11 protein-coding genes are annotated in these 12,772 nt (G+C 44.2%); 5 read left to right on the top strand and 6 right to left on the bottom strand.

The genetic code is table 11. The features are described from left to right. Positions 1-42: 42 nt before the first annotated feature. From AC3CID_RS00940 to yjbE, 5 genes are all read right to left on the bottom strand, one after another. Complete coding sequence (locus AC3CID_RS00940) at positions 43-1,176, bottom strand: polysaccharide export protein (protein ID WP_488526812.1); 1,134 nt, start codon at positions 1,174-1,176, stop codon at positions 43-45. A gap of 587 nt (positions 1,177-1,763) precedes the next feature. Next, entirely contained in the window at positions 1,764-4,040 is a 2,277-nt protein-coding gene (locus tag AC3CID_RS00935) for a YjbH domain-containing protein (RefSeq protein WP_488526811.1), read from the bottom strand. Next, complete coding sequence (locus AC3CID_RS00930; RefSeq protein WP_488526810.1) at positions 4,040-4,912, bottom strand: capsule biosynthesis GfcC family protein; 873 nt, start codon at positions 4,910-4,912, stop codon at positions 4,040-4,042. The genes AC3CID_RS00935 and AC3CID_RS00930 overlap by 1 nt, the downstream gene beginning before the upstream one ends. 17 nt (positions 4,913-4,929) lie before the next feature. Beyond that, positions 4,930-5,631, bottom strand: a complete 702-nt coding sequence (locus AC3CID_RS00925) for a YjbF family lipoprotein (RefSeq protein ID WP_488526809.1) — start codon at positions 5,629-5,631, stop codon at positions 4,930-4,932. Positions 5,632-5,732: 101 nt separating this feature from the next. After that, a complete protein-coding gene (gene yjbE / locus AC3CID_RS00920) occupies positions 5,733-5,948 on the bottom strand; it encodes an exopolysaccharide production protein YjbE (RefSeq protein WP_102297165.1) in 216 nt (71 codons plus the stop codon). A gap of 250 nt (positions 5,949-6,198) precedes the next feature. Here yjbE and AC3CID_RS00915 point away from each other — a divergent pair, with 250 nt between their 5' ends. From AC3CID_RS00915 to AC3CID_RS00895, 5 genes are all read left to right on the top strand, one after another. Continuing rightward, the gene (locus AC3CID_RS00915) at positions 6,199-6,633 is read left to right on the top strand and encodes a rhodanese-like domain-containing protein (RefSeq protein WP_012603060.1); all 435 of its coding nucleotides are present in this window, start codon (positions 6,199-6,201) and stop codon (positions 6,631-6,633) included. Positions 6,634-6,750: 117 nt separating this feature from the next. After that, complete coding sequence (secB, locus tag AC3CID_RS00910; protein ID WP_004733234.1) at positions 6,751-7,227, top strand: protein-export chaperone SecB; 477 nt, start codon at positions 6,751-6,753, stop codon at positions 7,225-7,227. Between the two features lie 284 nt (positions 7,228-7,511). Continuing rightward, on the top strand, positions 7,512-8,576 hold the full coding sequence (gene gpsA / locus AC3CID_RS00905; protein ID WP_054547947.1) for an NAD(P)H-dependent glycerol-3-phosphate dehydrogenase: 1,065 nt from the start codon (positions 7,512-7,514) through the stop codon (positions 8,574-8,576). 173 nt (positions 8,577-8,749) lie between these two features. Then, a complete protein-coding gene (gene cysE, locus AC3CID_RS00900; protein WP_009847961.1) occupies positions 8,750-9,571 on the top strand; it encodes a serine O-acetyltransferase in 822 nt (273 codons plus the stop codon). A gap of 492 nt (positions 9,572-10,063) precedes the next feature. Continuing rightward, on the top strand, positions 10,064-11,215 hold the full coding sequence (locus AC3CID_RS00895) for a murein hydrolase activator EnvC family protein (RefSeq protein ID WP_488526808.1): 1,152 nt from the start codon (positions 10,064-10,066) through the stop codon (positions 11,213-11,215). Between the two features lie 724 nt (positions 11,216-11,939). Here AC3CID_RS00895 and AC3CID_RS00890 read toward each other — a convergent pair. Beyond that, entirely contained in the window at positions 11,940-12,575 is a 636-nt protein-coding gene (locus AC3CID_RS00890) for a TetR/AcrR family transcriptional regulator (protein WP_146455643.1), read from the bottom strand. Between the last annotated feature and the right edge of the window lie 197 nt (positions 12,576-12,772).

The raw sequence follows: 12,772 nt of genomic DNA, 5'->3' as shown, positions 1-12,772 counted from the left end.
TCAGGTTACACAACATGTAACCTGATTATCAATATGGGCTATTTACCAATCACGAACACGCAACACAGATTCAGATAATTCGTTAAAACCTGTAATGGTTGGGAGCAGCTGGCTTATTACTCGGTTCCAGCGAGTAATCGGAGCAGCTGTAACATAAACAATATCATAAGATTTCAAATCAAATTCGGTTCCAATGACCAATGCTGAGACATCTTCCATGTTCAACTGGTAAATATCCGCCATGCGTTCCGACTTGTCATCAGAAGTACGAATAACAAACACACCAGTCGCATCGGCTGCCAGTTGATTAATACCACCAACATTACTAAGTGCCTCTGTCAAACTCATACCCGCACGGTCAATCTTCAATAGTTTAGGGTCGTTTACTTCACCCATAACAAAGATTTTTTGAGCGTCATTACGAGGCACATGAACAATATCACCCTTTTGTAGTAATCGATTTTGAGTCAAATCTCCCTTCTGCATTAGCGCATATAAAGAGACATACTCTTGTACACCATTACGTGTTAATGAAACATTGCGCCAGTCGGCATCTTCAGACAAACCGCCAGAACGATTTACTGCATCGAGTAAAGTTAGGGGAATATTAGTAATCGCCTGCTGCCCTGGAGCTTCGACTTCACCGGTAATATAGGTTTTTTGAGAACGAAACCCTGCTACATTCACATCAACTTGGGGGCTTTCAATATATTGAGAAAGGCGCTTCGTAATTTCAGTACGAATCTCATCCACTGTTTTATCTAAAACATTAACACTACCAATGTATGGGTAAAATATAGTGCCATTTGAACGAACCCAGTTACCGGCTTCTTCTGCACTTCGGTACGAACCCGCAGGAATCGTCAATTCAGGGTGGTCCCAAATGGTAATGTTTAAGATATCACCGATACCCACTTGGTATTCATATTTTGCGATATCAATATCAAGTTCCGGGTTGGCTTGTGAAGCCGACAAAACGTTAGTTTGATAACTCGATACTGATTGAGCCGTCAGCGGATAAAGATTAACCACATCAGAGATGTCAGATTTTTGCTGTTCCTCAGTAGGCTGAATCACATTCTTATTGTCGGTAGAAAGGTGAGTCCCCGGAGTGGTACAGCCTGCCAATAATGCAGGAAGGAACGCTAAAAGGAGGCTATTTTTATTAATCTTCATGTTTACCAATTCATAGAAACGGAATGTGTCTGGCGCCTAAAAGGGCATCCAAAGAATAGAGGTATTTTGATTTCATCAGTTACACAAGAGGAAGTTTGGGGGAAGTAGCAAGATATGACTCCCATTTCAATGAGTGAGGGGAATGCTACCGCCCTTTGATAATCCGCGACATCACACTGCGTAACTTATTTGATTTACTCACTTAGCTGGCCCAAAAAGACGCTAAAAATTGAATAGGGCTATCTAACTAACTGAGCAACTAAACGTCGCAAAAAATACCACTGCACACGGTTAGTTTAATTCGTGAACATTATCCACAATTTATGCTTATTATCAACCTAGTTGAATGGTTAAAGAGCAGATACGGGATTCTGAAGAGCAGATGCGGGTAGCGAGTAAACGAGTGACGAAGAGCTTAAGAGCAGTATCGAGATACGAGTAAACGAAGAGATAAGAGCAGGTTCAAATCTCGATTATTCGATACCGCTCTTTCCTTGCTCTTCGTATCTCGCATCCCGTTACCCGTATCTATCTTTTCTCGCTCTTCGCTACTCGATTACCCGCATCTCGATACTGCTCTTTCCGCTCTACTTCACGCTACTTGGTCTTTGGAACCAAGGTGAGCGAGCGTCGGTTTGGTCGAACAAGTTGTATTGCTTATTCAGCACTTGTCCACCATCACGAGTTAGCGGTTGCCATGTGAATTGTGAACGGCTTGAGCTCGGTTTAACCGTGATTAGATCGAATGGGATCGATACGTAAAAGCCTTTGGTGTAACTGCCTTCACCGTATTCTTCGGTGGTCATGTCGGTTAAGCTAACAAACGCGCCGGCGATAACACCGCTCTTGAACTGCTTAGAGAAATCGATACGAGTACCAATATCTCCCGCTAAGAATTTACCCACACCAACTTTAAACAAAGTATCACTTAAGAAATCCCACTGCGGCATGTAGTAGCCGGTAACAAATCCGGTGGTGCCTTTATCAATCACCTTGTAGTAAGCCTGATCTTTTTCATGGTATTGCAGCTCTTCATCAAACGTACCAAACCAACTTTCTGGGTCACGCTGACTGATGGCAGTGGCATCGGCACCAATTGCCCAGTTGCTGTTGTATGGGCGGTAAAGTACTTCACCACCCACACCCGCAAACATGCTCTCTAGGTAACCACCATAGGCTTGAGTGTAGATACCGCTGCCATAGTCTTCAAACCATGTCAGCTGCAAGCGATCTAAACGAACAGGCTCGTCAACGTAAGAACGGAAAAGCGTTCGCACTCGTGGTGTTTGCGCTGTGCCATCTTGTGGAATTTCATAATTAAACTTGTCGTAATTGTCGATCAAGTTTATATACAAAGAGCCAGACAGCTCAATGTTGTTGGTCGCCCAGAAAGACGCATTGGTGTATAAGCCTAGAGCATATAGGTAAAAATCTTCCGCTGAGCCAAAAGATTGCGCCAAGTTAGGCGCGACAGACACATCGAAACGTTCTCTGCCGTCGTGATAAGCGATCGCCGATTTCGATTCAACATCACTTGGCTGTGCAGCGTCTTGAATATCCGAGTCCAAATACTGGTATGTAGCGACTTGCTTAAATTGATTGGCATCGATAGCGGTTTGATTTAACTCACCTGCGTTGCTGGTTTCAACGATCTTATAGGTGTCAATATAGTCAGGGACATGGTTGGCAATCACCGTTGCTCCACGTTCCAGCGCAACTTCTCGATTGCGGTATTTGACCTGCTCGCCTTTCACAATCAGCGTATTGTCGTCGACCAAGATCTGCGCTTGCTCATAACCCGCAACGGTCTCAAGCTCTTGGGTCAACTTGGCCAGTTCAACCTCATCCATGCTGCTTGCTTCGCTTGGTCGCAAAGTTGCCGCTTCGGTATCTCGCCAAACGGAGGCTATTTGATTAAAGTTGGTGGTTAAGTCAAAGCCCATGGTTAAGGTGTCACCACGCTCATAACTGACTTTTGCCGTCGCCCAATCAGTAAAACGGTACACAGCACCCACGTTCCATGGCGTATGTTGTGTCATGTCGACACCACCACGCATTACTGGGAAATCTTGTGAATAATCATTGCTGTCGTATTCAAGCTTCAGCGTTAATGGCTTATAAGGTGTTTGATATTCTAAACCACCATAAATTGCCGCATCGCCTTTGAACCAACGCTCAAAGTCGACCATCCCTCCGTTACCTTTCGTATCTGACTCACGCTCACAGAATTTATCACTGGCTTTACAGAACGGATTGGTAATATTACCACTGGTGCCCATGTAGCCCCAACCCATGCCTAACGTGACATCAAGTGGGCCAAATCGCTTGCTCGCCGCAACAAATTCACCATCAAATAATCCTGTACCTCCAAAGTCACGCACTCCGACAGAAAGCTCCGGTAAATAGTAGCCTTCTTCCATTAAACGAACTTTAAAATCGATGCCTTTGTCAGTGTACTTAGTACAACCACTGAATGAGTTTTGCGAGCAATCTTGATTCCCGCCACCGCTATAAAGCAGATCCTGAACTTGGGTATAGCGAATGGTGGTTTCTAACCAAGGCATCAATTGCAGGCTAACGTTATAAAAATAATATTCGTTATTGAACGATGCACTTAGGTTGAATTCACCCTCTGGAGCCATACGCGCGGTAGGCATTTGCATTAAACCCACCCCCCCAAAGTCCGATTGAGAGTGTTTTAGCGTTGGCGTACTAAAGCCCGAAACCTCGACTTGAGAAGGCTGCTGCTCTTGCGTGGTGGCAGAAAGGTCTTGTGCACTAACAGCAAAGCTGCTGACAGCCAGTAAGGCACCCGTAATCGAACTTGCGAGCAGAGTTAATGGAAATGATTGAGTAGCCGACATTACAGATTAACCTTATGACGTAGAAGTTCGACAATGTCTTGATTCAAAGTGGAAAACTCAGAAGGGAGCGAATCAAAGGCGATAAAAATAATAGCACCGGGAGCAAAATAAGCGGGGTTACTGTTCCAGTAGGCATAACTGATTTCATTCACTTGCCCATCGGGTTGGATGACAGATGCCGTGCTGTTATCAGCAATATCTAGCAACTGGTCTTTTGGCAACCGCGTTAAATAGTTATCTAGCTGAGCGTGTTCAACCAAAGGCAGCGTGTGAGCTTGCTTTACCGCGCCGACTACAGTCACAGAGGTTGGGCGAGCGGTTAGATATAACTCAAAGTGCTGTTGTTCCGTTGATTTAGCACTAACCCCTTGCGAAGCTGACTGTTTCGATGCCATAGCTAGCTGTGTTGATGCCATAGCTGGCTTTTTTGATGCAACAGTTAGCTTTTTTGAAACCAATAAGGGATTCTTGTCTGCCTGAGACATCACTGCATTTTGGTCTAACTCAACAAAGTAACGTGCTTGATAATCAAAAGATGCGAGCTGCTTAAGCACAGATTCTGCTTGTGGCTCTTGTAAGGCTAAATGCTTGAGCTTATCCAACACCTGTTGTTTTACGTTGTCTACCTGCGGTTGAGCATTACGATCAAATAGCTGAGCAGACAGCGGGAAGTACCCTAACGCGCCATTCGCATTGGCGTCCGTTAATACTTGCTCTAAGCGCGTAGGTTGCGAATATTGCAGCGTGATACCTTGCATCGGTAACTCAACCGTAAGCACTGGAACTTGGCTTTGAGCCGTGGCAAGTGGTGGCACTAGAACGCTACAAACCGTAAGTACTGCTGTGTACCCTAGTTTTTTTAAATAATTCATTTTATTCACTCACCACTTTATTCTTTAATTTGATTGGGCTTTGACTTATTCGTTTGATAAGGTTTTAGCAAGGTCAGCTCTAAACGGGTCATCTCTGGGCCAAGGTATTGAACCGTTTTGACGACCTGTCCTTTTTTGTTTACCCAATACTGGTTCTCAATATCTTGTCCTAAGGCTGGGTAACGGATCTGCTCGACAAACTTACGCGCTTCAATGTTCGCAATCGGGGTTTGTACGGTTTCTTCACTAATGTATGTTCGAACGATGTTTGCACTGTAGCCAAATCGATAATCTGGTTGCCAATCGTAAGTGGCTTGCCACTCTTGAGCCTTGGCCGCTGCCGACAAATCAAAACTCGGTACTAATGCATTGGCCGATTTAACGGTTAAACCAGATAGATTTTCATAAGGCAGGAGTAAGGTTTGAACGATGCGTCCATTTTCGGTGATGATCATGGCTTTGTCTGATGACATCCATTTGAGTTGTTCAGCCCCGGTTACAGGATTTTGACCAACAAAAGCCAACACCATAAAAATCTTACCTTGGTCATTAATTTCGGCATAGATACTAGCGTAAGGCAGATCTTGAATATATTCGGCCGTGGTACTGACGTCAGCATCACCAAAGAGAGCTTCATTAAATGTGGCGTTAAGATCTTGGAACTGTTGTGAGCAACCAGAAAGTAGTAGCCCTAAAAATACGATAAGCGGTTTGAACATGATTATTTTGCTTCCTAGCGAGGATATTCAGGACACTTTAATATAAAAAAACCATTTTATGCTTTCACATAAAATGGTTTTATACAGACTACAACTATAAATTAGTTAGTTGTAGTTGTAGTTGTAGCGCCGCCGTCGTTAGAAGCAACAGCAACTGCTGCGCCTACTGCGACTGCTGCAGTTGTTACTGCTACTGTTGTTGCTGTACCCGCTGCTGCTGTTGATGCGCCAGCGCCTGCTGCTGCGCCTTCTGCTGCTGCAAAAACACCGCCAGAGAAGCTAACAGCTAGTGCTGCTGCTAAAGCCATTTTTTTCATAATGATTCCCATTAATATAAACGTTTATATGCTGAGGTTAAGAATAACCTCAACTGATTGTTCAGCTTAAACAACCAATTGACAATATTAGTGAATAAATGTGTTCAAGTAAATGCATAAATTGTAGACAGAAACCATTTTACATCTCACCTGTCATCACAACCCTATGCTTCCTCTGTATTCTCCTATCCTTTATCGCTATACTCCTGACCTATAGTTTTTCGCCCAATAACGAATAAGAGTTCAAGATATGCAAGAGTTAGTGCCATTTGTTCAAGAGAATATGATTTTAGCCATCGTATGGATCGGTTTGGTTGTTGCCATCATTGCGAACGTTATCAAGACATCAAACGCAGCCTACAAAGAGATCACGGCAGCGCAAACCACACACATGATTAACCGTGAAAATGGTATTGTGGTTGATATTCGTACTAAGGATGAGTTCAAAAAGGGCCATATTACGGACGCAGTTCACATTTTGCCGTCAGATATCAAAGCAAATAGCTTTGGTAGCCTTGAAAGCCACAAAGCAGACCCAATCATCGTAGTATGCAAGACAGGTCAAACTGCTCAAGAAAGCGCTAACCTACTGGTTAAAGCCGGTTTCGAAAACGTAAGCGTACTGAAAAGTGGCTTAGTGGCTTGGAGCGAAGCTAATCTTCCTTTGGTTAAAGGTAAGAAATAGGTTAAAGGCAAGAAATAGCTTAAAGGCAAGAAGCGGCTGACCGATATACTAACTTTCAGGCTTTGTTCGATAAATATAATGAACAGAGTCTAATTTAAAATTTTTAAGGACAAGAAAATGGCTGAAGCAGCACAACAAGACGCACAACAAAACTTCGCAATCCAACGTATCTTCCTAAAAGACGTCTCTTTCGAAGCGCCAAACTCTCCAGACATGTTTCAAAAAGAGTGGAACCCAGATGTAAAACTGGACCTAGACACTCAAAGCCGTGAACTTGGCGAAGGCGTTTACGAAGTCATCCTACGTCTAACTGTTACGGTTAAGAACGCAGAAGACACTGCATTCCTTTGTGAAGTTCAACAAGGTGGTATCTTCTCTGCAAGCGAAATGGAAGCTGGCCAACTGGCACATTGCCTAGGTGCATTCTGCCCGAACATCCTGTTCCCATACGCTCGTGAAACGATTTCTAGCCTAGTGGTTAAAGGTACGTTCCCACAACTGAACCTAGCGCCAGTAAACTTTGATGCTTTGTTCATGAACTACCTACAAAACCAAGCTCAACAAGCTGAACAAACTGAAGGCGAGCAAGCTTAGGTTTTCAAATAGAGCTTAGGTTTTCAAGTAGAGCTTAAGTTTCGAAATAGAACTACTCTGACTAATGCTCAAATCGCTTATTTTTAAGAAGCTGGGCTTTTATTAGATAGCTAGTTTTCGTTAAATAGTTAGCTTTTAAATGCACATCGCAGCTTCTGCGATGTGCATTTTTTATTTACACTGTACTTTGATAGAGATATTTTTTCTTAGTAGAGCTCTTTCTCTTCTTAGTAAAGAGTTTCTCCCGAACTCTTCGATTTCCCTCATTATTTTTAGGTGGAAGCATGACAGAAACAACTCGCCCGACTCACGCGAAAGCCGCTTACGGTAAAGACAGCGCTTACGGTAAAGACATTGCGATGACAGTGATAGGCGCCGGTTCTTACGGAACCTCTTTAGCGATCTCTCTAGCGCGTAACGGTGCCAATGTTGTTCTTTGGGGACATGACCCTGTTCATATGGCTCGCCTTGAATCTGAGCGTGCGAACAATGAGTTTCTACCCAATATCGCTTTCCCAGACAGCTTAATTATTGAGTCAGATATAGAAAAAGCCGTGACTTCAAGCCGAGACCTTTTGGTTGTCGTTCCAAGCCACGTGTTTGGTATCGTTTTAAATAGCCTTAAGCCTCACTTAACAGAGAACTCTCGCATCTGTTGGGCAACCAAAGGCTTAGAGCCAGAAACAGGCCGCCTACTTAAAGATGTCGCTCACGATGTACTTGGTGATGGTTACTCACTGGCTGTTCTATCAGGCCCTACTTTTGCCAAAGAGTTAGCGATGGGTATGCCAACGGCTATCTCTGTCGCTTCACCTGATGAAGTTTTCTTAGAAGAGCTGCAAGAGAAGATTCATTGCGGCAAAACATTCCGCGTATACGCAAACTCTGATTTCATCGGCATGCAACTGGGTGGCGCGGTTAAAAATGTTATCGCAATTGGCGCAGGCATGTCGGATGGTATTGGCTTTGGTGCCAATGCACGTACCGCGCTTATCACTCGCGGTTTAGCTGAGATGAGCCGATTAGGTGCAGCTCTTGGCGCGCAACCAGAAACCTTCATGGGCATGGCTGGGTTGGGTGACTTAGTACTAACCTGTACTGATAACCAATCACGTAACCGTCGCTTTGGTTTGGCACTTGGCGCAGGCAAAGATGTGGATACCGCACAAGAAGAAATTGGCCAAGTCGTTGAAGGTTATCGCAACACCAAAGAAGTTTGGTTATTATCAGAACGCATGGGCGTTGAGATGCCAATTGTTGAACAAATTTATCAAGTGTTGTATCAAGGGAAAGATGCACACCTGGCGGCGCAAGACTTACTTGCTCGAGATAAAAAATCAGAAAGATAATAAGAGCAGATACGAGATTCGAGTAAACGAGATGCGAAAAGAGTAAAAGCAGGTTGAGCGCTTAAAGAAGGCTGCTTTTCGTTACTCGCATCTCGCTACTCTAATCTGTTCTTGTCGCTCTTCGCATCTCTCATCTCGCTACACGTATCTGGTTTAAAATAATGGATGGTAAAATGAAACACTGTGAACAACAAAAAGTTTGGCAATGCATTGTGAAGGAAGCTCGACAGCAGTCGGAGCAAGAGCCTATGCTTGCGAGTTTTTATCATGCCACGATCATCAACCATGAAAGTTTAGGCGCAGCCCTTAGCTATATCCTAGCAAACAAGCTAAAGACGGCTTCAATGCCAGCAATGGCAGTGCGTGAAGTGGTTGAACAAGCATTTAAGCAGGACCAATCTATTATTGATGCGGCTGCTTGTGATATTTGCGCGACGGTAAATCGAGATCCTGCGGTCGAGATGTACTCGATGCCTCTGCTTTATCTGAAAGGCTACCACGCACTTCAAGGTTACCGAGTGGCGAACTGGTTATGGAAACAAGGCCGTATCGCACTTGCCACTTACCTACAGAACCAAATTTCGGTTGCTTGCCAAGTGGATATTCACCCAGCCGCTCGTATCGGCAAAGCTATCATGCTCGACCACGCGACAGGCATTGTGATTGGTGAAACCGCTGTCGTTGAAAATGATGTATCTATCCTTCAAGACGTGACCCTTGGTGGTACGGGTAAAGAAGGTGGCGATCGTCACCCTAAAATCCGAGAAGGTGTAATGATCGGTGCCGGTGCTAAAATACTCGGTAACATTGAAGTGGGTGAAGGCGCGAAGATTGGTTCTTGCTCTGTGGTTCTTCAGGCAGTTCCACCTCATACGACAGTCGCTGGCGTTCCTGCAAAAATTGTTGGAAAGCCGAAAACTGACAAGCCGTCTTTGGATATGGATCAGGGGTTTAACGGTCGCTCTCAGAACTTCATCCATGGTGATGGGATTTAAGAGCAGATTCGGGATGCGAGTAACCGAGATGCGAAGAGCTTAAAAGCAGATTCGGGGTTCGAGTAACCGAGATACGAAGAGCTTAAAAGCAGATTCGGGGTTCGAGTAACCGAGATACGAAGAGCTTAAAAGCAGATTCGGGATTCGAGTAGCCGAGATACGAAGAGCTTAAAAGCAGATTCGGGATTCGAGTAACCGAGATACGAAGAACTTAAAAGCAAATGCGGGGTTCGAGTAACCGAGATACGAAGAGCTTAAAAGCAGATGCGGGATTCGAGTAACCGGGATGCGAAGAGCTTAAAAGCAAATGCGGGATTCAAGTAACCGAGATACGAAGAGCTTAAAAGCAAATGCGGGATTCAAGTAACCGAGATACGAAGAGCTTAAAAGCAGATGCGGGATTCGAGTAGCCGAGATACGAAGAGCTTAAAAGCAGATTCGGGATTCGATTCAGCGAAATTCGAAAAATTAAGAGCAGATGAATACAACTAAATGACGATAATGATGAAACAAATTCGAGCCATTAGCCGGACTCTTCTGATATCTACCAGCCTTTGCGCTGCTCTGTTATCTACATCGTCATTTGCCGCCTCTCAGGGGGAACTGAAAGGCGTATCGAGCGAAATATCTCGCCAACAAAAAAACCTTTCCTCACAGCAGAAAAAACTCGATAACCTACAGGCAAACCTCAAGAAACAAGAGCTGTCCATTGTGTCGCTTGAAAAGGCGATTCTAGACAGTAAAAAGCAACTCAATACCGCTAATGCAAATCTTGCTAACTTAGACACCAAGATTAAAGCGCTTACGGCTCAGAAAAAAATCCATACCGACAAGTTAGAACAACTGATTCAAACTTACTACATGACAAGTCGAGCGAAAGCGTCTTCTCACATCCTCAACACTGGTGTGGAAGAAGATCGCATCAGTCACTATTACCAACACCTTGCCAAAGCGCGCTCCGCAACAATCAAAACGATTGAACAGACGCAACTTGAATTAGAAGAAAGCCATAAACAGCGTCAACTTGAGCAAGAACAGATAGCATCACTATTAAAACAGCAAACCACCAAGCGCGATACGTTAGCCAAAACTCAAACTCAGCGTAAGAAAACCGTTGGCAGTATTAAAAAGAACATTTCGGGTGATAAGAGTTACTTGGCGGAACTTCAGCGCAATGAAACTCGCCTAAAAGCTGAAATAGCGAAAGCAGAGAAAGCGGCTCGCGAGAGACGTAATGCAATCCCTATGGATGGGTTAGCCAAACGTAAAGGCAAACTGCCTTGGCCAATCAAAGACAAAGTTCTGCATAACTACGGTTCACGCCAAACGGGACAAATTAACTGGAAAGGCATGGTGATCAACGCTAAGTATGGTCAGCAAGTTAAGTCTGTTTATTCAGGCACGGTAGTATTTGCCGAGTACTTACGAGGTTATGGCTTAGTGGTTCTTCTTGACCACGGTAAAGGCGATATGACGCTCTACGGCTTTAACCAAGCACTTTTAAAGAAAGAAGGTGACAAAGTTAAAGCCGGTGAAGCGATTGCACTTGCTGGTGACACTGGCGGCCAAACGCGCCCATCACTGTACTTTGAGATTCGTAGAAACAGCCAAGCTCAGAATCCAAAGAGTTGGTTAGTTCGATAAAGAGCAGATACGGGATGCGAGTAACCGAGATGCGAAGAGCTTAAAAGCAGATGCGAGATTCGAGTAACCGAGATGCGAAAAGCTTGAAAGCAGATGCGAGATTCGAGTAACCGAGATGCGAAGAGCTGAAAAGCAGATACGAGATTCGAGTAGCCGAGATGCGAAGAGCTGAAAAGCAGATGCGAGATTCGAGTAGCCGAGATGCGAAGAGCTTAAAAGCAGATGCGAGATTCGAGTAGCCGAAATGCGAAGAGCTTGAAATCAGATGCGAGACTCGGGTAATCGAGATGCGAAGAGCTTAAAAGCAGATTCGAGATTCGGGTAGCCGAGATGCGAAGAGCTTAAAAGCAGATGCGGGTGCGAATGCTCCAGATACAGAAGGGTTAAAGTAGGTACGAGGAAAAGGTACTAATTAATCTTGAGCAACCCAAAAGAGTTAAGAGGCCTTGAACTAGTCACGTACAAAACCTCGTCATTCCAGAATTGAGGGACGAAATATCTGGAATCTCAGTATCATATATTATTTGTCATGTTTAATTCACCACAACACAAAGATTCCCTATCACGCTCGTACCTCGCTGTAGGGAATGACGTCGCTATTTACAATGCGTGATGAAGAAATCGATACGAATAACATGTTAACCAAGAGCTTTAAAAAGCGAGTGCAGTAATCGTATTAATGAGTAACCACCGCTCTTCGAATCTCGATTACCCGCATCTGGCGTTAGCTGTTCAAAGCTTTCACACCATCTTCCAACAGTGTCAGCTGCTCAAAGCCTTGAGTTGTCGCAATCGGTTTAACCGTCGCGATCATCTGTAGCATTCCTTGATGAACGACTTGCTCTGTAATTTGAGCTTTTGGAGACATCGCAGATTGATACGCCAACCAACCCGATGCGATCAAGTGAAGAGACGTCACCATCGACTTCATTTCCGCATCCGTTGCTTTAAGCAAGTTCAACTCAACAAAGGCTCTCATAATATCGACAAGGTTGGTTTGCAATCTTTCTTGCACAGCCATGTAATCAAGATGGAGTTTTTCATCACGTGACAATATTTCAGGTAGATTCGCATAGAAGAATCGGTACTTCCACATCAGTGTGAAGATAGAATCTAAGTAGGTCTTTAGTAGCGTCAGGCTTTCTTGCTGGCCTTGAATCGGCGTGAACCTTTCAAGCAACTCTGTTGAATAGAGGGTGAAGATATCACGTACAATTTCTTGTTTGTTACGGAAGTGGTAGTAGAGGTTACCAGGGCTAATCTCGATATGCTCAGCAATATGATTGGTCGTAATACTACGCTCGCCGTGCTCATTAAAAAGCTCTAGAGCAGCGTAAACAATCTTGTCACGTGTTTTCATTAGTTACTAGTATCCCTATCCGTTTAGTGGTTCAGTATATCGCCACTAAGCGGATAGATCGAGCTGATAACATCTGGTCTGCGAAGCTCAATATTCATCCGCTCATAAGTCGCTCACCATGTTTATCTTAGACGTCGCATTGGATAGCTAAATTCATGAAGTTAATTCATATACTAATGAATGAGTAACCTGGGTTT

The organism is Vibrio sp. QJM3NY_21 (assembly GCF_057785975.1).
This window is presented reverse-complemented; position numbering and strand designations above follow the sequence as displayed.